The sequence below is a fragment of the Nonomuraea sp. NPDC003804 genome (assembly GCF_040610675.1).
GTDB lineage: Bacteria > Actinomycetota > Actinomycetes > Streptosporangiales > Streptosporangiaceae > Nonomuraea.
Genome location: NZ_JBEXMT010000051.1, coordinates 15,215 through 38,464, shown reverse-complemented (window position 1 = coordinate 38,464; position 23,250 = coordinate 15,215). Strand labels below are relative to the sequence as shown.

At 71.8% G+C, this 23,250-nt stretch carries 29 protein-coding genes, 2 tRNA genes and 1 pseudogene; 22 read left to right on the top strand and 10 right to left on the bottom strand.

Annotated features, from left to right (window positions below):
• Positions 1 to 118 precede the first annotated feature (118 nt).
• Positions 119 to 375: pseudogene (locus ABZX22_RS42825) on the bottom strand (transposase family protein); the annotation flags it as partial.
• A gap of 358 nt (positions 376 to 733) precedes the next feature.
• Between ABZX22_RS42825 and ABZX22_RS42820 the strand changes: the two are divergent.
• Positions 734 to 1,012 (top strand): hypothetical protein, encoded by a 279-nt coding sequence (locus ABZX22_RS42820; RefSeq protein WP_354922306.1) that lies wholly within the window; start codon positions 734 to 736, stop codon positions 1,010 to 1,012.
• 201 nt (positions 1,013 to 1,213) lie between these two features.
• Here ABZX22_RS42820 and ABZX22_RS42815 read toward each other — a convergent pair whose 3' ends face one another.
• Entirely contained in the window at positions 1,214 to 1,633 is a 420-nt protein-coding gene (locus ABZX22_RS42815) for a YbaB/EbfC family nucleoid-associated protein (protein WP_354922303.1), read from the bottom strand.
• 150 nt (positions 1,634 to 1,783) lie between these two features.
• Between ABZX22_RS42815 and ABZX22_RS42810 the strand changes: the two genes are divergently transcribed.
• Together ABZX22_RS42810 and ABZX22_RS42805 are read left to right on the top strand one after the other, a co-directional pair.
• A complete protein-coding gene (locus ABZX22_RS42810) occupies positions 1,784 to 2,110 on the top strand; it encodes a hypothetical protein (protein WP_354922300.1) in 327 nt (108 codons plus the stop codon).
• 233 nt (positions 2,111 to 2,343) lie between these two features.
• Positions 2,344 to 3,033 (top strand): hypothetical protein, encoded by a 690-nt coding sequence (locus tag ABZX22_RS42805; protein ID WP_354922297.1) that lies wholly within the window; start codon positions 2,344 to 2,346, stop codon positions 3,031 to 3,033.
• A gap of 295 nt (positions 3,034 to 3,328) precedes the next feature.
• On the opposite strand, the gene ABZX22_RS42800 is transcribed toward ABZX22_RS42805, so the two are convergent.
• The 4 genes from ABZX22_RS42800 to ABZX22_RS42785 all read right to left on the bottom strand — a co-directional run bounded on the left by ABZX22_RS42800 (position 3,329) and on the right by ABZX22_RS42785 (position 5,015).
• Entirely contained in the window at positions 3,329 to 3,595 is a 267-nt protein-coding gene (locus ABZX22_RS42800) for a hypothetical protein (protein WP_354922294.1), read from the bottom strand.
• Entirely contained in the window at positions 3,589 to 4,839 is a 1,251-nt protein-coding gene (locus ABZX22_RS42795; RefSeq protein WP_354922291.1) for an SDR family oxidoreductase, read from the bottom strand. The genes ABZX22_RS42800 and ABZX22_RS42795 overlap by 7 nt, the downstream gene beginning before the upstream one ends.
• Positions 4,840 to 4,857: 18 nt before the next feature.
• Positions 4,858 to 4,931, bottom strand: a tRNA-Ala gene (locus ABZX22_RS42790).
• 11 nt (positions 4,932 to 4,942) lie between these two features.
• Positions 4,943 to 5,015: transfer RNA gene (locus ABZX22_RS42785), tRNA-Glu, on the bottom strand.
• A 276-nt stretch (positions 5,016 to 5,291) separates the two neighbouring features.
• Here ABZX22_RS42785 and ABZX22_RS42780 point away from each other — a divergent pair.
• Together ABZX22_RS42780 and ABZX22_RS42775 are read left to right on the top strand one after the other, a co-directional pair.
• Entirely contained in the window at positions 5,292 to 6,020 is a 729-nt protein-coding gene (locus ABZX22_RS42780) for a dienelactone hydrolase family protein (RefSeq protein ID WP_354922289.1), read from the top strand.
• A 158-nt stretch (positions 6,021 to 6,178) separates the two neighbouring features.
• Positions 6,179 to 6,877, top strand: a complete 699-nt coding sequence (locus ABZX22_RS42775; RefSeq protein WP_354922286.1) for a TetR family transcriptional regulator — start codon at positions 6,179 to 6,181, stop codon at positions 6,875 to 6,877.
• 148 nt (positions 6,878 to 7,025) lie between these two features.
• On the opposite strand, the gene ABZX22_RS42770 is transcribed toward ABZX22_RS42775, so the two are convergent.
• Positions 7,026 to 7,598, bottom strand: a complete 573-nt coding sequence (locus tag ABZX22_RS42770) for a hypothetical protein (protein ID WP_354922283.1) — start codon at positions 7,596 to 7,598, stop codon at positions 7,026 to 7,028.
• Between the two features lie 421 nt (positions 7,599 to 8,019).
• Between ABZX22_RS42770 and ABZX22_RS42765 the strand changes: the two genes are divergently transcribed.
• Positions 8,020 to 8,274 (top strand): hypothetical protein, encoded by a 255-nt coding sequence (locus tag ABZX22_RS42765; RefSeq protein WP_354922280.1) that lies wholly within the window; start codon positions 8,020 to 8,022, stop codon positions 8,272 to 8,274.
• Between the two features lie 40 nt (positions 8,275 to 8,314).
• A complete protein-coding gene (locus ABZX22_RS42760; protein WP_354922278.1) occupies positions 8,315 to 8,746 on the top strand; it encodes a type II toxin-antitoxin system PemK/MazF family toxin in 432 nt (143 codons plus the stop codon).
• 28 nt (positions 8,747 to 8,774) lie between these two features.
• Here the strand turns inward: ABZX22_RS42760 and ABZX22_RS42755 are convergent, their stop codons facing one another.
• Genes ABZX22_RS42755 through ABZX22_RS42745 form a run of 3 tightly spaced genes read right to left on the bottom strand, consistent with a single transcriptional unit; the run spans position 8,775 to position 11,353 of the window.
• Positions 8,775 to 9,182, bottom strand: a complete 408-nt coding sequence (locus ABZX22_RS42755; protein ID WP_354922275.1) for a cupin domain-containing protein — start codon at positions 9,180 to 9,182, stop codon at positions 8,775 to 8,777.
• Positions 9,183 to 10,004 carry a phosphoenolpyruvate hydrolase family protein gene (locus ABZX22_RS42750; RefSeq protein WP_354922272.1) on the bottom strand — a complete coding sequence of 274 codons (822 nt, stop codon included), beginning with the start codon at positions 10,002 to 10,004 and terminating at the stop codon, positions 9,183 to 9,185. It abuts the gene before it with no gap.
• Complete coding sequence (locus ABZX22_RS42745) at positions 10,001 to 11,353, bottom strand: Tm-1-like ATP-binding domain-containing protein (RefSeq protein WP_354922269.1); 1,353 nt, start codon at positions 11,351 to 11,353, stop codon at positions 10,001 to 10,003. Before ABZX22_RS42745 ends, ABZX22_RS42750 begins: the two co-directional genes overlap by 4 nt.
• 139 nt (positions 11,354 to 11,492) lie before the next feature.
• Here ABZX22_RS42745 and ABZX22_RS42740 point away from each other — a divergent pair, with 139 nt between their 5' ends.
• The 15 genes from ABZX22_RS42740 to ABZX22_RS42670 all read left to right on the top strand — a co-directional run bounded on the left by ABZX22_RS42740 (position 11,493) and on the right by ABZX22_RS42670 (position 23,246).
• Complete coding sequence (locus ABZX22_RS42740; protein ID WP_354922266.1) at positions 11,493 to 11,717, top strand: FAD-dependent oxidoreductase; 225 nt, start codon at positions 11,493 to 11,495, stop codon at positions 11,715 to 11,717.
• Between the two features lie 646 nt (positions 11,718 to 12,363).
• Positions 12,364 to 13,026 (top strand): DUF3152 domain-containing protein, encoded by a 663-nt coding sequence (locus tag ABZX22_RS42735; RefSeq protein WP_354922263.1) that lies wholly within the window; start codon positions 12,364 to 12,366, stop codon positions 13,024 to 13,026.
• Between the two features lie 120 nt (positions 13,027 to 13,146).
• Positions 13,147 to 13,998: a universal stress protein gene (locus tag ABZX22_RS42730; RefSeq protein ID WP_354922260.1), complete on the top strand. Its 852-nt coding sequence runs from the start codon at positions 13,147 to 13,149 to the stop codon at positions 13,996 to 13,998.
• 386 nt (positions 13,999 to 14,384) lie between these two features.
• On the top strand, positions 14,385 to 14,999 hold the full coding sequence (locus ABZX22_RS42725; RefSeq protein ID WP_354922257.1) for an SIS domain-containing protein: 615 nt from the start codon (positions 14,385 to 14,387) through the stop codon (positions 14,997 to 14,999).
• Positions 14,996 to 15,223: a HypC/HybG/HupF family hydrogenase formation chaperone gene (locus ABZX22_RS42720; protein ID WP_354922254.1), complete on the top strand. Its 228-nt coding sequence runs from the start codon at positions 14,996 to 14,998 to the stop codon at positions 15,221 to 15,223. The genes ABZX22_RS42725 and ABZX22_RS42720 overlap by 4 nt, the downstream gene beginning before the upstream one ends.
• Complete coding sequence (locus tag ABZX22_RS42715) at positions 15,220 to 15,912, top strand: SIS domain-containing protein (RefSeq protein ID WP_354922251.1); 693 nt, start codon at positions 15,220 to 15,222, stop codon at positions 15,910 to 15,912. The genes ABZX22_RS42720 and ABZX22_RS42715 overlap by 4 nt, the downstream gene beginning before the upstream one ends.
• Before the next feature lie 28 nt (positions 15,913 to 15,940).
• Positions 15,941 to 17,014, top strand: coding sequence for a hydrogenase expression protein HypE (locus tag ABZX22_RS42710; RefSeq protein WP_354922248.1), 1,074 nt, complete (start codon positions 15,941 to 15,943; stop codon positions 17,012 to 17,014).
• A gap of 16 nt (positions 17,015 to 17,030) precedes the next feature.
• Complete coding sequence (locus tag ABZX22_RS42705) at positions 17,031 to 18,818, top strand: nickel-dependent hydrogenase large subunit (protein ID WP_354922245.1); 1,788 nt, start codon at positions 17,031 to 17,033, stop codon at positions 18,816 to 18,818.
• A 12-nt stretch (positions 18,819 to 18,830) separates the two neighbouring features.
• Positions 18,831 to 19,397: a NifU family protein gene (locus ABZX22_RS42700; RefSeq protein WP_354922242.1), complete on the top strand. Its 567-nt coding sequence runs from the start codon at positions 18,831 to 18,833 to the stop codon at positions 19,395 to 19,397.
• Positions 19,394 to 20,023 carry a DUF5947 family protein gene (locus ABZX22_RS42695; RefSeq protein ID WP_354922240.1) on the top strand — a complete coding sequence of 210 codons (630 nt, stop codon included), beginning with the start codon at positions 19,394 to 19,396 and terminating at the stop codon, positions 20,021 to 20,023. The genes ABZX22_RS42700 and ABZX22_RS42695 overlap by 4 nt, the downstream gene beginning before the upstream one ends.
• Entirely contained in the window at positions 20,016 to 20,657 is a 642-nt protein-coding gene (locus ABZX22_RS42690) for a DUF6084 family protein (RefSeq protein ID WP_354922237.1), read from the top strand. Before ABZX22_RS42695 ends, ABZX22_RS42690 begins: the two co-directional genes overlap by 8 nt.
• 2 nt (positions 20,658 to 20,659) lie before the next feature.
• The gene (locus ABZX22_RS42685; protein ID WP_354922309.1) at positions 20,660 to 22,021 is read left to right on the top strand and encodes a hypothetical protein; all 1,362 of its coding nucleotides are present in this window, start codon (positions 20,660 to 20,662) and stop codon (positions 22,019 to 22,021) included.
• The gene (locus ABZX22_RS42680) at positions 22,018 to 22,635 is read left to right on the top strand and encodes a hydrogenase maturation protease (protein WP_354922235.1); all 618 of its coding nucleotides are present in this window, start codon (positions 22,018 to 22,020) and stop codon (positions 22,633 to 22,635) included. The genes ABZX22_RS42685 and ABZX22_RS42680 overlap by 4 nt, the downstream gene beginning before the upstream one ends.
• Positions 22,628 to 22,990: a hydrogenase maturation nickel metallochaperone HypA gene (locus ABZX22_RS42675; protein ID WP_354922232.1), complete on the top strand. Its 363-nt coding sequence runs from the start codon at positions 22,628 to 22,630 to the stop codon at positions 22,988 to 22,990. The genes ABZX22_RS42680 and ABZX22_RS42675 overlap by 8 nt, the downstream gene beginning before the upstream one ends.
• Positions 22,968 to 23,246, top strand: coding sequence for a HypC/HybG/HupF family hydrogenase formation chaperone (locus ABZX22_RS42670; protein WP_354922229.1), 279 nt, complete (start codon positions 22,968 to 22,970; stop codon positions 23,244 to 23,246). Before ABZX22_RS42675 ends, ABZX22_RS42670 begins: the two co-directional genes overlap by 23 nt.
• Positions 23,247 to 23,250 lie beyond the last annotated feature (4 nt).

The window sequence follows — 23,250 nt, the reverse complement described above, 5'->3', positions numbered from 1 at the left end:
AGGCTGGGACACGCGGACACGCTCGCACGTCCCAGCCTGATCACGCAGCGAAACCAAGCAGATACCAGGCGCGATCTAGTGATGTAGTACTAGCCCCTGGCCGGTCCCGACGCGTGTGATCGCACAGCTCAGCCAGCAGATCCACGCTTCCACCTGGACGTAGCGCCAGGCGGTGGCGATGCCGACGGAGAAGCCGGCGGCCAGACGGGCGTAGGTGTCACCGTTACGCAGGCGAGCCGGGACCAGCAGCGCTTGGCGGGCTGGAGTCAACCTCCGCCACCGGCAGCGCCGTTCGGTCCGCTGGGCGTGGATGAGGCCGGCCAGGCGGGTCAGGGTGTGGTTGGACAGCGGAATCGCGGCACGGTAGGACAGCAACGAGGCTCCCGGTTGGGGCATCGGATCTTGGTCGACTGCTGTCTTACCGGGAGCCTCCCATCATCCGCCACCGCCTTGTACCCACCCACCGTGACCAGCGTCATCAGGATGAAAACAGCTCATTGAAGATCGCATGCGGAGCTTGCCTTCGGCCTCCAGAATGGAAGCCGAACTCGGAGAGGTGATGCCGCGATATCGCAGAATCACCGCACAACGACGCGCCAACGCCTGTCGTCCTATACCTGGATGACGACAGCGCAGATGCCTTGCCCGCGTTCGTCGCGGCACCCGGGCCATAAGGGGATCGATCTGGCAGGCATTCCTCGCGGTCTTCCGCCGCGAAGCCACGCCCGACCGCTTGGACCAGGCAGCCCACGCCCTAACCGCGGGCGCCAAGGCGCGCTGGTACGGCGAACCTCAGTCCCAGATCACCAAAGCTCAGGGCGAGGCCATCTCCATCGAATCCCTGAAAGACACGCAGAACGCTCTGCTGGCATTTTCAAACATCTTGATCGTGAAAATCGACGGCGTCCCTCTTGTTCGCGAACTCACCCCGAGCAAGTCGAGCACCTACAGCACAATCCTGAGCTCTACACCGATCCGAAGCTGGCGCTCAGCGTGCTCGACATCGGCTTGAACGGCGCTCGCACGATGGGCCATGACCTGGTCAGCAGGCGATCGCTCCCTGATTGTTGGCGGGGCGTGACAGGCAGACCGAGATAGCGGCGCCAGGGCGAGAGGGTGGGCAGGAACGTGCCGACGCGACGCCCGGTTCTCCCCGCGCCGGCGGCTTGCTGACGGGTGATCGTGTCAAGGCGCGTCGCCGACACGACGGTGATCAGGAACGCCGACGGGCCTGCCAAGTATCGGTGTGGTCGTCGAGCGATCGGGCGAAGGCGTCCTGGACGGTGTCGAGGTGGTCGCGCAGCGCGTCCAGGTCGAAGGGCGCGGGAGCGTTCTCGCCCAGCGCCCGGTCGAGGAGTTCCCGGCAGCGCCGGGTCGCGTCGTCCTGCGCCGCCTGCACGGCCTGGGTGACCGACGCGGCGAGCGTCCCGCTGTCCATGCGCATCGCCCTCGGGTCCAGGCCCACCCGCAGCAGCCGCCCCGCGTGGTCCACCGTCGCCGTGACCTGCCCGTCGGCGCCCTCCCCCACACCGGAGATCGTTTCCACGTCCGCGGCGGCCTCGCTCAGGTGCCGGAGCGCGCGCTCGCTCTCGCTGAGCATCCGGTCGAGAGCGGCAGGGTCGAAGGATGTCATGCCGCCAGATCTAGCAGCAGGCTTCGAGGGCGAATCCGCCGTTGACGTCCCGTCTACGCCTTTTTCATGCGGAACATACGCATCACGGACATCCAGTCGGCTGTCGCTCCGCGAGGATGGAGACGCCCATGATCATCGAAGGAGGGGCCCATGGCGTACGGCGACAGGCACATCTGCTCCACCGCGATCGGCAAGACCGCCGCCGCGGTCGACCTGCACCTGACCGCGCCGCTCAGGAGCTACCGGGACAACGTCAAGCCGCAGACCGACCTGCCGCCCGGCACGTTCGGCACGGTCGGCGACCTCGTTCTCGGGCGTGCGTACGTGGAGATCCAGTACACCGTCAAGGAACTGGTGGGCGACGCCGTCACGGCCACCGAGTCGTGGGAGCGGGATCTGGAGTACGCGCGGCGCAACTGGCGGACCGCCGAGGACCTGAACACCGCGAACGCCTCCGCGATCGGGCCGGGCCGGTGACGACCCCTCCCGGCTTCGGCCCACCACCCGCAGGCTTCGGCCCACCACCGCCCGGGGGCTTCGGTCCGCCGCCACCCGCGGGTTTCGGCCCACCGGTCCCGCCTGGCCACCCGTCGTCGCCCTTCCCCGGCCCCCGGGGCCGCCCCGCGCCGGGCCAGTACGGCCCGCCGCCCCCGTCGTCCGTCCCCAAGACGCCGTCGGCCGCCGTGCGGACCTGGCGGATCGCCTCGGGCATGAGCGTCATGGCGGTGGCGACCTACCTGCTGGTGGAAGGTGCGCAAGGCAACGAGGAGGCGATCAGGCAGGCCAAGACGAGCTGGATCAACGCCCTCGGCGGCACGCTCGGCGTCGAGGGGCAGATCATGCCGGGCATCGAGACCGTCCGCCGGGCGACGGACGGATGGGACGCCGCCGACCAGGACGCCTTCGAGGCCGCGCTCAACGCCTTCAACAGCCAGGTCGGCGCGTTGAAGACGGCGCTGGAGTACCTGGGCGAAGGGCTCGGCCACCTCGCCGGCGCCTACGCGGACTTCGACATGGCCCTGCGGCTGACGGGCGCCTCACTCATCACCGCGCTCGCCGGGCTGATGATCGCGCGGCTGTTTCCCGCCACCGCCGCGGCGGCGGCCTTCGGCGAGGCGGTGGCCGTCAGGACGGCGAACATCACGGTCATCGCGCTCCTCGGCCAGCTGGGCGCCTTCATCTCCTACACCGCGACGAACCTGGCCCAGCTCCGCAGCGAGCTGCTGAACATCAAGACGGTCCTGCCCAGCGGGGGCGGGGCGATCTCCTTCGACTCGGCCAGGATCAGGACCGAGGGGCTGCCTCCCTTCCAGCGCCCGCCGGAGCGCCGGCCGGGCATGCCCCAGCGGCTCCCGCCGGGAAGCGAGGACTTCGACTGGAACCTCCCCGACGGCCGCTGACCGCCTCGGCGCCGGTGTCCGTCAAGAGCGGCTGGTCCGGTGAACGCTGCGAACCGCGGCGACATCGGGATGGGGGTGGAGCTCGGGCGCGTCCGCCGCCAGGGCGTTGAGGTCGCGCTTCACCCGCGAGGCGAACCCTCCTCCGAGCACGTACCTCGTCGGGGAAACCGCCTCATGGGCACCGGCGAGAAGGCGGAGCGCGCCTCGGCTGGTGATCCCGGTGTGGCGCAGGTCGAGGAGGGCCAGCCGGTGCGGAGCGCCGGACAGCGCCTGCGCGATCAGGTCGGCGGCCGCGTCATCCAGGCGGTTGTCGGCGGCTCCCAGGTGCCCCGGCCGCCGCGGTGTCGGCTCCTTCGTCGCCGAGTTCGTCGGTGCCCATCAGGAGGTGTCTGGTGGGGCCGCCGACCGGCATGGCGTCAGTGACAAGTCGCGCGCCGTGCGGTCCGAGCGCCTGCTTGCACAGGTCCAGCCGCCCGTCGGGCATCGCCGTACCGACGGAGAAGTCGGTACGGCGCGTCACCGGCTCGCCACTGCGCAGCCACGCGAGCAGGTCGTTCACCATGGCGCCACCTGGTAGTCCTTGAGGAAGACCCCGTGGACAGGGTGACCCGCCTCGCCGCTCACGATCGGGTCGTAAACGCGGGACGCGCCGTCGATGACGTCCAGGGGGGTACGGCGGTCCAGCCGGTCCCTCACAGGCACGGGCTGCTCGTCGGTGATCCAGCCGGTGTCCACGCTGCAGAGGTGGACACCGTGGCGTGCCAGGTCCGCGGCGCTGGTGCGGGTCACCATGTTCAGGGCGGCCTTGGCCATGTTGGTGTGGGGGTGGCGGCCCGTCTTGTTGGCGACCGCGAACTGACCCTCCACGGCCGAGACGTTCACGATGTAGCGTCGCTCGGCGGGCGAGGCCATCAGGAGCGGAAGCAGCCGGTCGATCAGCAGGAACGGCGCGACCGCGTTGACGAGCTGCACCTCCAGCAGTTCCGCAGGGTCGACGGCACCGATCCTGGCCGACCAGGAGTTGGCGGGGGACAGGTCGGGGAGCAGCCCGGACACGTCCGGCAGGCCCGCGTCCCCCTCGGCGGCAGGGAGGACGGCGACGCCGGGCAGCGCCTCGTGCCGCTCCCCTTCGACCAGCGCGCTGTAGGACGAAGCGGGGCGGCGGATGGTCTGGGCGGCGTTGTTGACCAGGATGTCCAGCGGGTCACCGGATTCCCGTAGCCGGTCGGTCAGCGCGATGACCTGTCGAGGGTCGCGCAGGTCGACGCCGATGATCTGCAGGCGCCCGGTCCAGTCACCGGCCGCGGCGAAACGACGGGCGGCGTCGTTGGGGAAGCGGGTGGTGATGGTGACGTGGGCGCCATCGTGGAGCATCTTGAGCGTGAGGTGGTGGCCGATCTTCACACGTCCGCCCGTGATGAGCGCGCGCCGGCCGGTCAGGTCGGTGCGAGCCGTACGCCGGACGGCGTTGGACGACGCGCACGCCGGGCACAACAGATGGTAGAGGCCGTCCAGCCGGGTGTACCCCGCCTTGCAGATGTAGCACGTGCGCGTTCTTCTCAGGTGGCCCGTGGACGACGTCGCCTCGACGGGCGCGTCGACGACTCGGCCGCGTGATCCCATGGCGGTCGTCGCCAGGACCTCAGCGTCAGCCTGTGCCGTGGCCCGTTCGCGTCTCCTGCGGCGGCGCCGCTGACCGTCACGCACCAGTGCCAGGGCCGCGTGTTCCAGAAGGAGGCGGTCGGGATCGTCGAGCGGAAGCTCACGCGCCTGTCCGAGCTGCCGCGACACGGCTGAGACGTCCACTACTCTCCTCCCGCGAGTGGGGCCCGGCTGGATTCGAACCAGCGTCCTCCTCCATGCGATGGAGGCGCGACGGCCGACTGCGCTACGGGCCCTTGCCAGGCGTGGGATCCAGCCGGATTCGAACCGGCGTCCTCCGCCGTGAGAGGGCGGCGCGACGGCCACTGCGCTATGGATCCCACCGGTGCAACCTACCGGTTGGCGATCAGTCCGCCGGTACGGCGACGGCATGGTGAGGGACATGAGATGTCCGGCTCGCCCGCTCAGTGCCGCATCAGGCAACATTCGCCCCGACGAGGTGCGAATGCTGACCATTGTGATACTTTCGGCGTCGCCGTGCACCACTGCGAATTCAGGGAGGTGAGACCGATCAACACTGCGACAGGTCGGGGCTCCCTCCTTTGCATGGCCTAGGGAGCGCCCGCGCAAGGCATCCCGAAAGGCTTGAAACGCTGATGCGCTTCACCTCCCAGACATCGGCAGACGGTGTCACCGAGCAGTTCTTCACCCTCGACGAGATCCCCGGCGTGCTGTGGACGCCGGAAGACGCCTGCAGTACTCGGCCCCTGATTCTGCTGGGTCACGGCGGCGGGCAGCACAAGACGGCCCCCGGCATCGTGTCCCGCGCGCGCCGCTACGCCGCCGAGGGTTTCGCGGTCGTCGCGATCGACGCGCCCAACCACGGCGACCGGCCCAGGGACGAGGAGTTCAACCGGATCGCGGCCGACCTGCGGGCCGGCATGGCCGCCGGTGAGAACCCGGGCGCGCTGGTCGCCGGCATGCACAGCCATCTGGCCGGCCAGGCCGTCGCGGACTGGCAGGCGGTGCTGACCGCGGTCCAGCGCCTCGACCAGGTCGGTGTCGGCCCGGTCGGCTACTGCGGCATGTCGATGGGCTGCGGGCTCGGCATCCCGCTCATCGCCGCGGAGCCCCGGATCCGCGCCGCGGTGCTGGGCCTGCTCGGCGTGCACGGGCTGGCCGAAGACGCCGTGCGGATCACCGTGCCGGTGCAGTTCCTGGTCCAGTGGGACGACCAGATGGTGCCGCGGGACCAGAGTCTGGCCTTGTTCGACGCCCTGGCCTCGGCTGAGAAGACGCTGCATGCCAACCCTGGCAAGCACGGGGACGTGCCGTCGTTCGAAGTGGAAAACTCGCTGAGGTTCTTCGTCCGGCAGCTGAGCTGACACGAGATCCCCGTGCCCGGCGCGCCGGCCGGAAGTCGTTCCCGGCCAGCGCGCTCGGTCCGGCCTGTTCGGCATGCCGAGCGTGGACACCGCACAGAAGGGCCTTTTTGAAGTCGCGCTACAAGAAGGTTTCCGTAGTGGTGCTATCGTCAGCGCTCGTGAGTGGACGATCGCCGCGGGGCGGCCGGGGGGTGGCCGGGGCTCCGGAGCGTGAGGACGGGCGTGCCGCGCGGGCGCGCGGCACCAGGGCCCGGATCGTGGCCGCGGCCACCGGGTTGTTCACCTCGACCGGCTACACGGTCACGAGCATCGGCGCCATCGCCGCCGCGGCCGGGGTGGGCGAGCAAACCGTCTACTACGCCTTCGGCACCAAGAAGGCTGTCCTCGCCGCGGCACTCGACCGGGCCGTGGCCGGCGACGACGAACCCAGGCCCACGCTTGAGCGACCGTGGGCGCTCGACGCCCTGGCCGACCCCGACCCGTACGGCCAGCTCCGGCGGCAGGTCGCCGGCGCGGGAGACATCTACCTGCGGGCCGCCGCTCTGCTGGACGTCGTGCGCAGCGCCGCGACCACCGATCCCGATCTGGCCGAGGTGTGGTCGGCCAACATCCGGCAGCGGCTGGCCGTCCAACGGGTCTTCGTCGAGGCGCTGGCCCGCAAGACGCCGCTCCCCCAGGGCCTCACAGCGGAGGAGGCCGCCGACGTGGCGATGGCGCTGCTGTCGCCGGAGACCTACAACCTGCTGGTGCGCGAGCGCGGCTGGGAGCACGCGCGGTGGCAGGAATGGGCCGTCACCGCCCTCACCGGCCTGCTCACCACGCTGCCCGCCGTCCCGCCCCCGCCCCCAGCCGACTGACCGGCGCGACCGAGGATCCGTACGGGGCCGGTCGTCGCCGGGTCGTCGTTCCCGTTCGTGTGCGTCATCATCGCCGCGGTCGCCCCGGCGAGGCCCATCGCCAACCGCGACGGGGGCTCCGGCAGATGGCCACCACCGTGCGGAACGGCTAGCGGAACATGCCGCGCACCGTCCGCAGGACGGCGAAGCGCACCAGTTGCTTGAACAGTTGCTTGAACTGCTCCACTCTCGTCTGCTCGCAGCCGGACGGCGGGCAGGGCGGCGCGGTCACGTCAGCCCCCGAGGCGGGAGAAGCCGAGGCAGGAGCAGCGGAGGCGGGAGAAGCCGAGGCGGGAGCGGCGGAGGCGGGAGCGGGAGCGGCTCCGGTGGGGCTCGACTCGGGCGCGGCACCGCTGATGCTCGACGAGGGCACGGCGCCGGTGACGTTCGACGAGGGCGCCCCACCGGTGCCGCTCGCCGGTGCGGCGGTGCCGCTCGATGCCGGGGTGGCGGCGGCGGGGGTGGTGTGCGGCCCTGGCGTGGCGCCGGTGCCGCTCGACGCCGGGGTGGCGGCGGTGGCGCTCGGCGCCGAAGCGGCGGCGGTGGTGCTCGGCGCGGGAGCGGCGCCGGTCATGAACGGCACGGCGTGGGCGCCGGTGACGAGCGGCGCGGCGGCCAGGCCGAGCAGCGTGGCGGCGGCCACGGTGACGACGGCGCGCCGGAGGGCGGGCGTGCGACGCATGGATGTTCTCCCTCGATGACGGTCGGGCGGATCGAGGGGAGGGCGACACCGCGGCCGCCTGCGGGGGTTCTACCGCCCGATCACCGCGCCGCAATCGCCGCCGCGGTGAAAATCGGGGTCAAGGGATCATGGCCGGCGCGCCGGGTCTGCCGTCCGCGGGCGGCGCGGTGGTGGTCCGGCGGGACCGACGTGCATGCGTGCGGTCCCGCCCCGGTCTGCGGTCATCGATCAACCGACCGCCACCTGCGGGTTTCGGTGGGGAAAGAGCCAAGGAAGCTTTGCGTCGCAGGCCGCGCCGAGCCGTCGGCCCATGCCTACCCTGTGAAGGACAGAGCGCCTTTCGGCGCGGTCATAGGGACACTCGATCCGGCGATCCGGCCATGACACCGGCCCGCCGGATCCCCCGGGAAGTGATCTGTTGATGCTCAAGCGCCTGCTCCTGATCACCGCACTGGCGGCGCCGGTACTCGCCGTCGGAACGGCGGCCGGTCCGCTCGCCGCCGCTGATGTCACCGCCCCCGCGATCTCCGACCAGCAGGTCGTGGGCAGGACGTGTGTAGCCGGCCGGCCGTGCGGCTCGCACGAGCGGTGGGCATGGAAAGGCGGGTGCCTGTACTGCGTCAGTGACGACGGGACGTGGCTCCTGCAGTCGTGCGACAAGAACTCGAAGCACTGACGACTCCTCCCACCCCCGTGCGGTGGTCTAGGCTCCGGCTGTGCGAGATCACGAGGATGACCCGCGTCCCGCCCGCGGCGCGGTGAGGGAGATCTACTCGGTGGACCGGGCGGCGAGCCTGGCCTACTCCCCCGACCTGGACGGCATGGCCGACCCCGGCGAGATCGTGTGGGCGTGGGTGCCGTACGAGGAGGACGCCGCGCGGGGCAAGGACAGGCCGCTGCTGATCGTCGGCCGCCATGGTCGCAGGCTGCTCGGCATGATGCTGTCCAGCCGCGGCGACGACGGCCCGGAGTGGCTGGAGATCGGCGCGTGGGGCTCCGACGGCCGGGTGTCCTACCTGCGTCTCGACCGGGTGTTCGCGCTGGACGAGGACGACATCAGGCGGGAGGGGGCGGTCCTGCCCCCTGACAGGTTCGCCGTGGTCGCCAAGGTGCTCATGCGGACCCACGGCTGGGCGGCCGACGGCTGAGCCCAGCCGGAGCGGGACGGCGGGCCGGTCAGACCTTCCGCCATTCGGCGATGTCGCCGGGTTCGTGCAGGCAGTAGTCGGGGGCGCCCTCCAGCGCCTTCTCCTCCCCGCCGGGCGTGTAGGTGACGATCAGCCGCAACGGCCGCCACGTCGTGTTGAACGTCGAGTGGAACGCTCCCGCCGGGATGTGCACGGTGTCGCCCTCCCTGATCGGGAACGGCTCCCCGTCGTCGACCATCTGCATCGCCTCGCCGGAGATGACGTAGATGATCTCCTCGGCGTTGGGGTGGTTGTGCCGGGCGTGCCCCCGGCCCGGGTTGACGATGACCTCACCGAGCGTGCTGGCCGCCCCCGGGATCGCGGACGGCGTGACGAACCACTTGATGGACCCCCAGTCGAAGGTCATCGTCGGGACGTGGGACGGGCTCACGAGCATTTAGATCTCCAGATTCTTGAAGGCGGCCACCTGCCGCGTGATGGCGATCTCGGTGGGCAGCCGCTCGACGGACGAGGCGCCGAAGAAGCCGACGACCCCCTTGGTGCGCGACAGCACGTACGCGGCGTCGGCCGGCTCGGCGATCGGCCCGCCGTGGCACAGCACCAGGATGTCCGGCCTGACCGCCGCCGCGGCGTCGCGCATCTCCTGCACGGCGGCCACGGCCTCGTCGAGTGACAGGGCCGTGCCCGCGCCGATCGAGCCCTTGGTGGTGAGGCCGACGTGCGGCACCAGGACGTCGGCTCCCGCCTCGGCCATGGCGCGGGCCTGCGCGGCGTCGAAGACGTAGGGGGCGGTGACGAGGTCGCGTTCGTGCGCCAGCCGTACCATCTCGATCTCGAGGTCGAAGCCCATGCCGGTCTCCTCGAGGTTCTGCCGGAACACACCGTCGTACAGGCCGACGGTGGGGAAGTTCTGCACGCCCGCGAAGCCCATCGCCTTGAGCGAGTCGAGGAAGCGCGGCATCACCCTGAACGGGTCGGTGCCGCAGACGCCCGCCAGCACGGGCGTGTCCTTGACCACGGGCAGCACCTCGCCCGCCATGTCGACGACGATCTGGTTGGCGTCACCGTACGGCAGCAGCCCCGCCAGGGAGCCGCGCCCCGCCATCCGGTAGCGCCCCGAGTTGTAGATGATGATCAGGTCGACACCGCCGGCCTCGGCGCACTTGGCCGACAGGCCCGTGCCCGCGCCGGCGCCGATCACCGGCCGGCCTTCGGAGACGGTACGGCGGAGCCGTTCGAGTACGGTCTGACGGTTCATCCCTCACCCCTGATCAGGTCGTGCAGCCGGTCGGCCATCGCGCGGCCGAAGGCCGGGTCGTTGATGTGCAGGTCGAGCCGGGTCGTGTCCGGGTAGGCGGCCAGCGCGGCGAAGCAGGCGTCGTCGGCCTTCTGGTCGTGGAACGGCATGCCGGGCGCGTCGAGCGCGGAGACGCCGCGCAGCGGCACGAACAGCGCGGCCGGACCGGTCGCGGCGGCGAGCTTGGCGGCGACGCGGCGGCCCAGCTCGGCCATCTCCTCGGGCGTGGTGCGCATGAGCGTGACGGTCGGGTTGTGCACGTGGAAGTCGCGCCCCTCGAATCGCGGGGGCACCGTGTCGGCCGGCCCGAAGTTGACCATGTCGAGCGCGCCGGGGGCGACCACCTGCGGGATCGCGCGGCGTCCGGCCGCGGTCAGCCGGTCGGGCCCCGCCGACAGGACGCCGCCGACGAGGTCGTCGGCCAGTTCGGTGGTGGTGAGGTCGAGGACGCCGGCGAGCAGGCCGCTGTCGGCCAGGCCCTCCAGGGCCCTGCCGCCGGCGCCGGTGGCGTGGAAGACGAGCACCTCGTAGCCGAGCTCGGTGAGGCGTTCGCGGGCGGCGTCGACGGCGAGCGTGGTCACGCCGAACATCGACGCGGCGACCAGCGGCCTGTCGTCAGCCCGCGCCGTCCCGATCGCCGCCTCCGTGCCCGTGTCCGCCCCCGTGCCGGCGCCCGTGCCCGTTCCCATGCCTGTGCCCATGCGTGTGCCGCGGACCGCCGCCGCGGCCTCGGCCGCGGTACGGGCGGCGTAGGCCGCCGCCATGCCCGCGATCCCCGCCGCCGCGTTGCCCAGGACCAGGCGCGAGACCCGGTTGATCCCCGCGATGTCGACCACGCTGTACATGATCGTGACGTCCTTCGCCCCGACATACGGCGAGACGTCCCCCGCGGCCATGGTGGACACGATCAGCTTCGGCAGCCCGATCGGCAGGTCCCTGACGGCCCGCGCGGCGATGGCCGACCCTCCGCTGCCGCCCACGGCGAGCACGCCGTCGACGCGGCCCTCCTCATGCAGCTCGGCCAGCACCCGGGCGGCGCCCTCGCCCATGGCGGTGACCGCCGCGCCCCGGTCGCCCGCCGCGCGCAGGGCGGCCACGTCGGCGCCCGCCGCGGCGGCGACACGCTCGTTGGAGATGTCCTCGGCCGAGGCGGAGGCGGGCGCGCCGAAGGCGCTGCCGGGGCCCGTGCTCTCCGGGCCGAGGCCCACGTCGACGACGATAGCCTCGGCGCCGAGGTCGGCCAGCCGCTCCCGCAGCCAGCCGTACTCGATGCCCTTGGTGTCGAGTGTGCCGATGAGTACCACTGCCATTCCGCGCACCTCCGCTCCGCGCCGCCCCCTCGGCCAACCTAACCCTTTTGAGATCATCGAGGTATGAGGATCACCGTGATCGGGAGCGGAATCGTCGGCGCGGCCACCGCCTACCACCTGGCCCACCGCGGTGTGGCCCGTGGCTCCCGGGCTGGGCGCCGCCACTCCGGTGGAGGCGCGGGTCGGGCTGCGTCCCGTCATGGCCGCGGGCCGGCCGCTGATCGCCAGGGTCGCCGACGGGGTGGTGGTCGCGACCGGCATGAGCGCCTACGGGCTGACCGCGGGCCCCTACGCGGGCCTGCTGGCCGCCACGCTCGCCATGGGCGAGAAGCCTCCGCTCGACCTGGCGCCCTACGGTCTATGATCGGTGACTCCCCCAGCGATCCGAGGGGGATGACGTGCGCGCTCTGGCGCTCGCTGCCGTGGCCTTCCTGCCGGCCGGGTGCGGGGCGCCCGCCCTGGTGTCGGCGGCCGGAACGTCACCGCCGGTGATCGAGCCCGCCAGACCCGGCGTCCGCCCGGAGACCCCTCGCGCCCGGTCCGCCCCGCGCCACCCCGACCACGCTCGGCACGATCGCATCCGGCTCGACCAGGCCCGTCCCGATCACGCCCGGCCCGATCACGCCCGTCCCGGCGTCCTGCCCGCCCTACCCCGCATGCCCGATCGGCCTCCCGCCCCGCCCGGACTGAGCCGCATACCCGGCCGGCCTCCCGCCCTACCCCGCATGCCCGGCCGGCCTCTCTCCCTGCGTGGCCTGTCCCGTCTCTCCGGTCTGTTCGGTCTGTCGGGCTTCGGAGCCGAAGCGAACGGCCTGCCCAGCAGCGATGTGGAACCGTACGGCCGGGGTGGCCGCCGGTCCCGGCAACCTGGCGGGAGTGGCCGCGAAGCCGTCCCGTACGGCCGGACCGCTCGCGAGGCCCAACCGTTCGGCCAGGTCGGGCGCAAGGTCGGGCCGTTCGGGCCGACCGGTCGCGGGATCGCACCCTACGGCCCGAACCATCGCGAGGCCGTGCCGTCCGACCCCACCGGACACTGGGTGGTGCCGTTCGGCCAGGTCGGGCGCGGGGTCGTCCCCTACGGCATGGCCGGTGCGGAAGTGGGGCGCGCCGGGGCCGCTCGCGGGGCGGCCACGCCGTACGTCAGGGTGCCCAGGAGGGGCAGTGGCGCCTACCGGGTGGTCCCGGGCGGCGCCGCGCCGAGGAAGGGGCGCGGACCGGTGGTCCGCTACCTCGTGGAGGTGGAGGGCGGCCTCCCTTTCGCTCCCGAGGCGTTCGCCGCAACCGTGCACGCCACGCTGAACGACCCGCGCAGCTGGGGCAGGTTCCGCCGGGTCGACCACCCGCCGGTACGGCTGAGCGTCGCGCTGACCAGCCCGCTGACCACCGACGCGCAGTGCCTGCCGCTGCGTACCGGCGGCGAGCTGTCGTGCTGGAACGGCCGCAGGTCGGTCATCAACGCGTTGCGCTGGGCGGTCGGCGTCCCGTCCTATCGCGGCGATCTGACCGCCTACCGGCAGTACGTGATCAATCATGAGGTCGGGCACGGGCTCGGCCATTCCCACGCGCACTGTCCCGGCAGGGGGTTGCCCGCGCCGGTCATGGTGCAGCAGTCGAAGTCGCTCGAACGCTGCCTGCCGAACCCGTGGCCGCGCCCGCCGGCGGGGAATGGTTGACCTGACGGGGTCCTCGGGCCCGAGGTTCTCCGGCCCTTGGGACGTGCGTGTCCTCCTCTCGGCCGTCCCGTGGGAGCGCTCCTGGCCGTCCCGTGGGAGCGCGGTCGAAGGGAGACTTTCATGATCGTCGTCGGTGTCGACGGTTCGCGCGCCGGTCTGGAGGCCGTCGCCTGGGCGGCGAACGAGGCCGCGCTGCGGGACGTGCCGCTGCGGGTGGTGCACGCCATCCACCGCTGGGCGGCCGAGGCGGGGCCCGGCCGTTACGCGGAGGTCGCGCAGTGGATGCGGCAGGGCGCCGAGACCGTGCTGGCCGCCGGGATCGAGACGGCCCGCCGCCTGCAGCCGCAGCTGAAGGCGGAGGCGAAGATCCTGCCCGGTGATCCCCGCGAGGCGCTGATCCGCGAGAGCGAGCGGGCCGACCTGCTGGTGGTCGGCAACCACGGGCTGAGCGCCGTGCGCGGGCTGCTGGTGGGCTCCGTCGCCTACGGCGTGGCCGGGCACGCCGCCTGCCATGTCGTGGTCGTGCGGGAGAACCCCGCCGCCTCGAGCGGGGAGATCCTGGCCGGCCTCGACAGCTCCCCGCGCGGCGGGCCGGTGCTGGAGTTCGCGTTCGGGGAGGCGGCGCTGCGCGGGGCGGAGCTGCGCGTCCTGCACGTGTGGAGCAGGCACGAGGCCGGCGGCCGGATCCCGCCGTCGCGCGGGGGTGGCGGCTCGGTCGAGGAGAGCCAGCTCAGGCAGCTGGAGGAGACGCTGGCCGGCCGGCGCGAGCGCTATCCGGACGTCACCGTCATTCCCGAGGTCGTCAAGGGCCATCCCGTCGACGCGCTGACGGAGGCGGCGCGCGGCGCCGACCTGCTGGTGATCGGCTCGCGGGGGCGCGGCGGGCTGGCGGGGATGGTGCTCGGCTCGGTCTCCCACGCCCTGCTCCACCGCGCGCCGGGCCCGGTGGCGGTCGTCCGCACCCCGGCCTGACCCGGCGGCGAACGGCCCCGCCGCGGGCGCGTCCACCCGCCCGCACCACCGGCGCGCCCCGATGGCCGGGCCGCGGCGACCGTCGCCAGAGGGACAGCGGTGACCGCCTCCGAATCGACCGCGATGACCCTCGCCAGAGGGACAGCCGCGACCGCCTCCGGAGCGACCGCGATGACCGTCGCCAGAGGGACAGCGGCGACCGTCTCCGGATCGACAGTGGCGGGCGTTCGCGCAGCTCGCCGGGGGTTTCGCGAATGGATCCCGACTTTGCGAAATTTCCGACATCTGTTTTCTTTCGGTCGTCTCACCCTGGCGTACGGTCGGTAAACGGGGGACGTTCCAGCACGAGAATCAAGAAGCGCGCAACGTGGGGGAAGTGGTCCGCTATGGACCAGACGGTCCTGGCCTCCGTCTCGGAGGTCTTCGCACGCCGCGTAGAACCCGCTTGCGGCCTCGCCGACGAGGCCGAGAAGGTGGCACGTGCCTGTCACGCCATGGCGACGCGATTCCACGGCGGTGGCAGGCTCATCGTCTTCGGCAACGGGGAGTCCGCCACCGACGCCCAGCACATCGCGGTCGAGTTCGTGCATCCGGTGATCGTCGGCAAGCGCGCGCTGCCGTCGTTCTCGCTGACCGGCGACGTGGCCGCGATCACGGGGATCGCCGCCGAGGCCGGGTTCGACGAGGTCTTCGCCCATCAGCTCAGGCACCTGGCGGCGGGCCAGGACATGGCGCTGGGCGTCTCGCCGTTCGGGCACTGCGTGAACGTGCTGAAGGCGCTGGAGACCGCCAGGGAGCTCGGCATGCTGACCCTGGCCCTGGTGGGCGGCGACGGCGGGCAGATCGCCCGCAGCCCCTCGGTCGACCACGTCCTGATCGCCCGCTCCACCGACCCGCGGATCATCAAGGAGGTGCACGTCACCACGTACCACATCCTGTGGGAGCTGGTTCACGTGTTCTTCGAACAGCCTGGCGTGCTCGACCCTCAGGTGGTCGCATGAGCGCCGACGGGAGGGCCTGCCACGAGGAAGTGTGCGTCACCTGCTCCGACGAGGCGGTGCCGGTGACGGTGGTCAGGCTGCTGGAGGACGGCCTGGCCGTGGTGGACACCGGGCAGGGCACCGAGGAGGTGAGCGTGGCCCTGGTGACGGCCCGGGTCGGTGACACGGTCCTGGTGCACGCCAAGGAGGCCATCGCGGTGGTCGTCGAGGAGGGCCCGACGTGAGTGAGCCGATGGAGTCGCTGTACCCGTTCCTCTACTCGGGCGGGAGCGATCTGGACGCCGTGCTGACCGCGGTGCGCCAGTCCACGGTCGACAAGGCCGGCGAGATCGTCGCCCTGCGCCAGAGCGTCCTCGAGCGCGACGGCGCCCGGATGGTCGCCTGCGCGCAGGTCATGGCCGCCGCCTTCGAGGCGGGGGCGCGGCTGTTCGCCTTCGGCAACGGGGGCAGCTCCACCGACGCCCAGGACGTGGCCGCCCTGTTCCTCAACCCGGGCTCGCTCGGCACGGGGCAGGCCGCCCGGCCGCTGCCCGCGTTCGCGCTGACCGCGGACGTGGCGGTGGTCACGGCGCTGTCGAACGACATCGGGTTCGAGGTGGTCTTCTCCCGGCAGCTGGCCGCCTCGGGCCGCGCGGGGGACATCGCGTTCGGGCTGTCGACGAGCGGCAACTCCCGCAACCTCATCGCCGGATTCCAGGAGGCGGACAGACGCGGCATGATCACCGTTGGGCTGGCCGGCTACGACGGCGGCCAGATGGCCGAGCTGGGCACGATCGACCACCTGTTCGTGGTCCCGTCGTCCTCGGTGCACCGCATCCAGGAGGCCCAGACCACGGTCTACCACGCGCTCTGGGAGCTCACCCAGGACGCGCTCGGGCGGCGGGGCGCGGTGCCGCCGCCGCGTTCCAGCTGAACACCAGACCCGCGAGGTGGTGAGGCGCATGAGCGCGCCGACCGAGTCGCAAGAGACCACATCACAGGCACAGGAGGAGCCTCTCCTCCACATTCTGTGGATCAACGCGGGGTTGAGCTGCGACGGCGACTCCGTCGCGCTCACCGCTGCCACCCAGCCGAGCATCGAGGAGATCGCGCTCGGGGCCCTGCCAGGACTGCCGCGGATCGCCGTGCACTGGCCGCTGATCGACTTCGAGTGCGGCCCCATGCAGGGCGCCGACGTCTTCATCGAATGGTTCTACAAGGCCGACCGCGGCGAGCTGGACCCGTTCGTGCTGGTGGTGGAGGGCTCGATCCCCAACGAGTCGATCAAGAGCGAGGGTTACTGGTGCGGGTTCGGCAACAACCCTGAGACCGGCCAGCCGATGACCACCAGCGAGTGGCTGGACCGGCTCGCGCCCAAGGCGACGGCCATCCTGGCCGCGGGGACGTGCGCGACCTACGGCGGCATCCACGCGATGGCCGGCAACCCGACCGGCGCCATGGGCGTGGCCGACTACCTCGGCTGGGACTGGCGCTCGAAGGCCGGCCTGCCGATCGTCAACGTCCCTGGCTGCCCGGTCCACCCCGACAACCTGTCGGAGACCATCCTCTACCTGCTCTACCAGGTCGCCGGGCAGGCCCCGATGATCCCGCTGGACGAGGCGCTGCGCCCCACGTGGCTGTTCCAGCAGACGGTGCACGAGGGCTGCGACCGGGCCGGCTACTACGAGCAGGGACAGTTCGCCACCGAGTACGGCTCGCCGAAGTGCCTGGTCAAGATCGGCTGCTGGGGTCCGGTGGTGAAGTGCAACGTCCCCAAGCGGGGCTGGATCAACGGCATCGGCGGCTGCCCCAACGTCGGCGGCATCTGCATCGCCTGCACGATGCCCGGCTTCCCCGACAAGTTCATGCCGTTCATGGACGAGCCGCCCGGAGCCAAGATCTCCTCGACGGCCAGCGAAGCCTACGGTGCGATGATCCGCACCTTGCGCCACGTCACCCAGCGCACCGTCGACAAGGAACCCAGGTGGCGCCGGAAGGGCCGCGAGCTGCTCACGGGCTACAAGGCCCCTTGGTAACCCCAGCGAGGCTGACATGACGACCACACCACAGCAGGCCGGCGAGGAACTCGTCGAGATGGCATGGGATCCGATCACCCGGATCGTCGGAAGCCTGGGCATCTACGCCAAGGTGGACTTCAGGAACCAGCGGGTCGCCGAGTGTTACAGCACCTCGTCGGTCTTCCGCGGCTACAGCATCTTCATGAAGGGCAAGGACCCCAGGGACGCGCACTTCATCACCAGCAGGATCTGCGGGATCTGCGGCGACAACCACGCGACCTGCTCGGTCTACAACCAGAACATGGCCTACGGGGTGCGGCCGCCGCACCTCGGCGAGTGGATCATCAATCTGGGCGAGTCGGCCGAGTACATGTTCGACCACAACATCTTCCAGGAGAACCTGGTCGGGGTCGACTACTGCGAGAAGATGGTCCGCGAGACCAATCCCGGCGTGCTGGAGCAGGCCGAACGCACCGAGGCGCCGCACGCGGGCGAGCACGGCTACCGGACCATCGCCGACATCATGCGCTCGCTGAACCCGCTCGAGGGCGAGTTCTACCGCGAGGCGCTGCAGGTCAGCCGTACCACGAGGGAGATGTTCTGCCTCATGGAGGGCAGGCACGTGCACCCCTCCACGCTCTACCCCGGCGGCGTCGGCACGGTGGCCACCGTGCAGCTGTTCACCGACTACCTGACCAGGCTCATGCGCTACGTGGAGTTCCTCAAGCGCGTGGTGCCCATGCACGACGACCTGTTCGACTTCTTCTACGAGGCCATCCCCGGCTACGAGCAGGTCGGCAGGCGGCGGGTGCTGCTGGGCTGCTGGGGCAGTCTCAACGACCCGGAGTACTGCGACTTCACCTACGAGAACATGAGCGACTGGGGCCGGCGCATGTTCGTGACCCCGGGCGTCGTCGTGGACGGCAGGGTCGTCACCAACGACCTCGTCGACATCAACCTCGGGATCAGGATCCTGCTGGGCAGCTCGTACTACGACGACTGGGAGGACCAGGAGCCGTTCGTCACCCAGGACCCGCTGGGTAACCCGGTCGACATGCGGCATCCGTGGAACCAGCACACCATCCCGCATCCGCGCAAGCGCGACTTCACCGACAAGTACAGCTGGGTCATGTCGCCCCGCTGGTTCGACGGCAAGGAGATGCTCGCGCTGGACACCGGGGGCGGCCCGCTCGCGAGGCTGTGGTCCACGGCGCTGTCCGGGCTGGTCGACATCGGCTACGTCAAGGCCACGGGCCACAGCGTGCTCATCAACCTGCCGCGTTCGGCCACCAGGCCCGAGACGACCTTCGAGTGGAAGATCCCCGAGCGTGGCGGGGAGCTGTACTCCAACACCATCGAACGCAACCGGGCCAGGACGTACTTCCAGGCCTACGCCGCGGCGTGCGCGCTGTACTTCGTCGAGCAGGCGCTGGCCGAGGTGCGCGCCGGCCACACCAAGACCTGGGCGCCGTTCACGGTGCCCGAGGAGGCGATCAGCTGCGGCTTCACCGAGGCGGTGCGGGGCGTCCTGTCCCACCACATGGTGATCAGGAACGGCAAGATCGCCAACTACCACCCCTATCCGCCGACGCCGTGGAACGCCAGCGTCCGCGACTCCTACGGCACGCCGGGGCCGTACGAGGACGCCGTGCAGAACACGCCGATCTTCGAGGAGAACGCGCCGGAGAACTTCAAGGGCATCGACATCATGCGGACGGTCCGCAGCTTCGACCCGTGCCTGCCGTGCGGGGTCCACATGTACCTGGGCGGCGGCAGGCAGCTGCGCAAGCTGCACAGCCCGCACGCCTTCGGCGGGTCCTGACGGGGTGGTGCGATGCCTGGGAGGATCGAGGCCGTCACGGCAGGCGAGCGGGTGGAGGTGCTGCTCGCCGAACTGGGCGCGCTCAGCGACGAGGCCACCCGCGACAAGGCCGAGGAGCTGGTGCGGGTGCTGGTCGAGCTGTACGGCGCGGCGCTGGAGCGCATCATGGAGGTCGTCGCCGAGTCCGGGGAGGCCGAGACGCTTCGCCGGCTCGTCGCCGACGACCTCGTCTCCGGCCTGCTCGTGGTGCACGACCTCCACCCGCTCAGCACCGAGGAGCGGGTGCGGGCGGCTCTCGAGGGCGTCCGGCCCTACCTCGGCAGCCACGCGGGCGACGTGGAACTGGTCGGCATCGAGGAGCCGGGCGTCGTACGGCTGCGCCTGGCGGGCACCTGCCACGGCTGTCCCTCCTCGCGGGTCACGGTGACGTCGGCGATCGAGCAGGCGATCGCCAGGGCGGCGCCCGAGGTGGCCCGCGTCGAGGTGGACGGCGTGGTCGAGCCTGGCGAGCAGCTGTACCAGATCCAGACGCACCCGCCGCCCGGACCCTGCCCGGTGCCGGAGGGAGCGCTGCCATGAGCACGGGGCTGCGGCGCTTCCGCGAGCCGCGCCCCGCCGGGGTTCCGGTCGCGGGCGAGCGCTGCGAGCTGTGCGCCGAACCGATCGACGCCGGGCACCGCCATGTGGTCAACGTGGAGAGCCGGGCCCTGATGTGCGCGTGCCGCGGCTGCTACCTGCTGTTCACGGTGCCGGGCGCGGCCATGGGCCGGTATCTGGCGGTGCCGGACCGTTACCTGTACGCGCCGCGCTTCGCCATGTCCGTCGCCGACTGGGACGAGCTGCAGATCCCGGTGCGCATGGCGTTCTTCTTCCACAACTCGGCGCTGGGCCGTACGGTCGCCTTCTATCCGAGCCCCGGCGGGGCGACCGAGTCGCAGCTCTCCCTGCCGACGTGGGAGAGGATCATGGCGGCCAACCCCGCGCTGGCCGACGCCGCCCCCGATGTCGAGGCGCTGCTGGTGGACCGGCGGCCCGGCGGCTTCGTGTGCCACCTGGTGCCCATCGACGCCTGCTACGAGCTGGTCGGCCTGGTCAGGACCACGTGGAAGGGCTTCGACGGCGGTCAGGAGGCCTGGCAGGCCATCGACGCCTTCTTCGGCGAGCTGCGGGCGCGCAGCCGCGAGGTGGGGACCGAGCATGGCTGACCTGGGCTTCACCTGCCTCGACGCCCGTGCCGACCGGTTCGCGGCGGCGCCGACGCTGCGTTTCCCGCTGCGCGTCAGCGAGGCGGGCGGCGGCGCGGTGCACGCCGTCGCGCTGCGCTGCCAGATCCGCATCGAGCCCCAGCGGCGCCGCTACTCCGCCGGCGAGGCCGAGCTGCTCACCGATCTGTTCGGCGCGCCGTCGCGCTGGGGAGAGACGCTTCGGCCGCTGCAGTTCGCCACCGTCTCGCTCATGGTGCCTGGGTTCACCGGGTCGACGGAGGTCGATCTGCCGGTGCCGGTCTCCTACGACCTGGAGGTGGCGGCGGGCAAGTACTTCGCCGCGCTCGACGACGGCGAGATCCCGCTCCTGCTGCTCTTCAGTGGCACCGTCTTCGCCAGGACGCCCACCGGCTTCGCCGTGGAGCAGGTGCCGTGGGACCGCGAGACCCGCCACCGGCTGCCCGTCGCGGTCTGGCGGGAGCTGATGGACCGCTACTTCCCCGGGGAGGGATGGCTGCGGCTGCGCACGGACACGCTGCGCGCCCTGCACCTGTTCAAGTCCGCCCACGCGCTGGCGACGTGGGACGACACCGTGGAGGCGCTGCTGGCGCGGGCGAAGGAGGCGACGTCGTGACCATGTCGATGCGGATCGCCCGTGAGGTCGCCGACGCGGTGCTCTACGAGGGGTACCTGCTCTACCCCTACCGGGCCTCGGCCACCAAGAACCAGGCGCGCTGGCAGTTCGGGGTGCTGGTGCCGCCGGCCTACACCGCGACGGCCGAGCACCCCGTCTGCCAGACCGAGTGCCTGCTCGAGGTGGCCCCCGGCGCCGAGGACGCCGTGGTGCGGATCGACCTGCGCTTCCTGCAGGTCCGCTCCAGGACCGTCGAGCGCGCCGAGGCCGGCGGGCACCGCCCCGTCCCCGCGCTCGAGATCGCCGGGCAGACCTACCTGACCTTCGACGAGGCCGTGGAGCGGGAGCGCGACACGGTGGTGGCGCTGGAGGAGGTGCTGGCCGCCGAGAGGACCTACGACGTGGGCCACCCGGGGGCGCGTGCGGTGGAGCCGCTGACCGGCCCCGGCGGCGAGCCGCTCGGCCGGATCGTGCGTGAGGACCGGCGTCTCGACGCCGTGCTGCGGGTGCGGGCCGAGCGGGTGGACGGGCCGTACGGGCTGGTGAAGCTGCGCGTGCGGGTCGAGAACACCACGGACTGGGACGATCCCGACGCCTCCAGGGACGACGCGCTGCACTGCTCGCTGATCGCCGCGCACACGCTGCTCGAGGCCGGGTCGGCGGCGTTCGTGTCCCTGCTCGACCCGCCCGCCTGGGCGGCGGCCGCGGCGGCGGCGTGCGAGAACCTGCGCACCTGGCCGGTGCTGGCCGGCGAGCCCGGACGGCGTGACGTGATGCTGTCCGCGCCGATCATCCTGTACGACCACCCGTCCATCGCACGGGAGAGCCCGGGCGACCTGTTCGACGCGACCGAGATCGACGAGTTGCTCAGCCTGCGCACGCTCGCCCTCACCGAGGCGGAGAAGCGCGAGGCCAGGGCCACCGACCCGAGGGCCGCCGAGATCATCGACCGGGTGGGCGACCTCCCGGCCGAGGTGCTCGAACGGCTCCACGGCGCCGTCCACCGGCTGCATCCGGCCGCGCAGGCCGCTCCGCCGTGGTGGGATCCGGGCTCCGACCGGTCGGTCTCGCCCGAGAGCGACAGCGTCGTGGTCGACGGGGTGACCCTCGCCAGGGGCAGCGCCGTGCGCCTGCTGCCGGCGCGCGGCGGCTCGCGCGCCCGCCGGGCCGACGCCCACGACATGTTCCTGGCCGGGCGGCGGGCGACGGTCGAGGCGGTGTTCCTCGACGTGGACGGCGAGCGCCACCTGGCGGTGACGCTGGACGACGATCCGGGCGCCGACCTGCTGCGCGAGCAGGGCCGGTTCCTCTACTTCGCGCCCGACGAGGTGGAGCCCCTGGCGGGCGGGCAGGAGGGCGGATGAGCCGGAAGATCCTGGTCGCGGGGGTCGGCAACGTCTTCCTCGGTGACGACGGCTTCGGCGTCGAGGTCGCCAGGCGGCTGCTGTCGGAGGGCGGTCTGCCGGCCGAGGCGGTCGTGGCCGACTTCGGGATCCGCGGCGTGCACCTGGCCTACGAGCTGCTCTCCGGCTACGACGAGATGATCATGATCGACGCGCTGCCGATGGACGAGCCGCCGGGAACGCTGGCGGTCCTGGAGCCGGCGCTCGACGAGCACGGGCCCGCCGACGACGTGTTCGCCCGGGCGGCTCTCGCCGACGCCCACGGCATGACCCCCGAGGCGATCTTCGGCCTGATGCGGGCCTACGGGGTCACGATCGGCCGCGTGGTCATCGTCGGCTGCCAGCCCGCCGACGTCTCACCTGGCATGGAGCTGAGCGAGGCGGTCGCGCGAGCGGTGCCGCGCGCCGCCCGGCTGGTGCGCGAACTTTTCGGACCGCAACAGGAAGGAAGGCCCGACGATGCTGAAGCGTCTGCTGATCGTGCTGTTCGTGGCCGTGCTGGCCGTGCTGGTGTGGCAGTCGATACCCGACATCAAGCGCTACCTCCACATCAGGGGGATGTGAGCCGTGCATGAGTTCGGGATCGCCGCCTCGGTGCTCGACGCCGTGGAACGCCGGGCCGTCGGGCGGCAGGTGGCACACGTCAAGGTCCGCGCCGGCGCGCTGCTGCGCATCACCGGGCCGGCGCTCGACCAGGCCTTCTCCCTCGTCGCCCAGGGGACGGTCGCCGACGGCGCCACGATCGACCTGATCGTGGTGCCCGTCCAGCTCACCTGCAGGACCTGCGGGCGCCAGGAGGAGACGGCCGACGCGCTGGCCGTGTGCGGCGGCTGCGGCGGCGACGACGTCGACCTGCGCGGCGGCGACGCCCTGGTCCTCGAATCGATCCAGATGGCGGAGGGACACCATGTGCCTGGGAATCCCCGGTGAGATCGTGGAGATCCTGCCGGACCACGCCGACCTGGCCAAGGTCGACGTGAGCGGGGTACGGCGGGCCATCAACATCGGCCTGCTGGAGAACGAGCGGCTCCAGCCCGGCGACTGGATCCTCATCCATGTCGGCTTCGCGCTGTCGAAGATCGACGAGGAGGAGGCCAGGGCCGCGCTGGACTTCCTGGAGGGCATCGGCCAGGCCTACGACGACGAGCTGGCGGCGCTTCGAACGTCATCGATCGACCGGGGGTGAGGCG

What these genes read in the sequence shown, in the direction of transcription:
- ABZX22_RS42750 (WP_354922272.1), bottom strand. Translation starts at nt 10,004, where the DNA reads ATGAACCGTCAGACCGTACTCGAACGGCTCCGCCGTACCGTCTCCGAA.
- ABZX22_RS42765 (WP_354922280.1), top strand. Translation starts at nt 8,020, where the DNA reads ATGCTCAAGCGCCTGCTCCTGATCACCGCACTGGCGGCGCCGGTACTC.
- ABZX22_RS42710 (WP_354922248.1), top strand. Translation starts at nt 15,941, where the DNA reads ATGAGCGCGCCGACCGAGTCGCAAGAGACCACATCACAGGCACAGGAG.
- ABZX22_RS42730 (WP_354922260.1), top strand. Translation starts at nt 13,147, where the DNA reads ATGATCGTCGTCGGTGTCGACGGTTCGCGCGCCGGTCTGGAGGCCGTC.
- ABZX22_RS42680 (WP_354922235.1), top strand. Translation starts at nt 22,018, where the DNA reads ATGAGCCGGAAGATCCTGGTCGCGGGGGTCGGCAACGTCTTCCTCGGT.
- ABZX22_RS42725 (WP_354922257.1), top strand. Translation starts at nt 14,385, where the DNA reads ATGGACCAGACGGTCCTGGCCTCCGTCTCGGAGGTCTTCGCACGCCGC.
- ABZX22_RS42690 (WP_354922237.1), top strand. Translation starts at nt 20,016, where the DNA reads ATGGCTGACCTGGGCTTCACCTGCCTCGACGCCCGTGCCGACCGGTTC.
- ABZX22_RS42780 (WP_354922289.1), top strand. Translation starts at nt 5,292, where the DNA reads ATGCGCTTCACCTCCCAGACATCGGCAGACGGTGTCACCGAGCAGTTC.
- ABZX22_RS42670 (WP_354922229.1), top strand. Translation starts at nt 22,968, where the DNA reads ATGTGCCTGGGAATCCCCGGTGAGATCGTGGAGATCCTGCCGGACCAC.
- ABZX22_RS42805 (WP_354922297.1), top strand. Translation starts at nt 2,344, where the DNA reads ATGAGCGTCATGGCGGTGGCGACCTACCTGCTGGTGGAAGGTGCGCAA.
- ABZX22_RS42695 (WP_354922240.1), top strand. Translation starts at nt 19,394, where the DNA reads ATGAGCACGGGGCTGCGGCGCTTCCGCGAGCCGCGCCCCGCCGGGGTT.
- ABZX22_RS42685 (WP_354922309.1), top strand. Translation starts at nt 20,660, where the DNA reads ATGTCGATGCGGATCGCCCGTGAGGTCGCCGACGCGGTGCTCTACGAG.
- ABZX22_RS42815 (WP_354922303.1), bottom strand. Translation starts at nt 1,633, where the DNA reads ATGACATCCTTCGACCCTGCCGCTCTCGACCGGATGCTCAGCGAGAGC.
- ABZX22_RS42700 (WP_354922242.1), top strand. Translation starts at nt 18,831, where the DNA reads ATGCCTGGGAGGATCGAGGCCGTCACGGCAGGCGAGCGGGTGGAGGTG.
- ABZX22_RS42720 (WP_354922254.1), top strand. Translation starts at nt 14,996, where the DNA reads ATGAGCGCCGACGGGAGGGCCTGCCACGAGGAAGTGTGCGTCACCTGC.
- ABZX22_RS42745 (WP_354922269.1), bottom strand. Translation starts at nt 11,353, where the DNA reads ATGGCAGTGGTACTCATCGGCACACTCGACACCAAGGGCATCGAGTAC.
- ABZX22_RS42755 (WP_354922275.1), bottom strand. Translation starts at nt 9,182, where the DNA reads ATGCTCGTGAGCCCGTCCCACGTCCCGACGATGACCTTCGACTGGGGG.
- ABZX22_RS42800 (WP_354922294.1), bottom strand. Translation starts at nt 3,595, where the DNA reads ATGGTGAACGACCTGCTCGCGTGGCTGCGCAGTGGCGAGCCGGTGACG.
- ABZX22_RS42810 (WP_354922300.1), top strand. Translation starts at nt 1,784, where the DNA reads ATGGCGTACGGCGACAGGCACATCTGCTCCACCGCGATCGGCAAGACC.
- ABZX22_RS42705 (WP_354922245.1), top strand. Translation starts at nt 17,031, where the DNA reads ATGACGACCACACCACAGCAGGCCGGCGAGGAACTCGTCGAGATGGCA.
- ABZX22_RS42770 (WP_354922283.1), bottom strand. Translation starts at nt 7,598, where the DNA reads ATGCGTCGCACGCCCGCCCTCCGGCGCGCCGTCGTCACCGTGGCCGCC.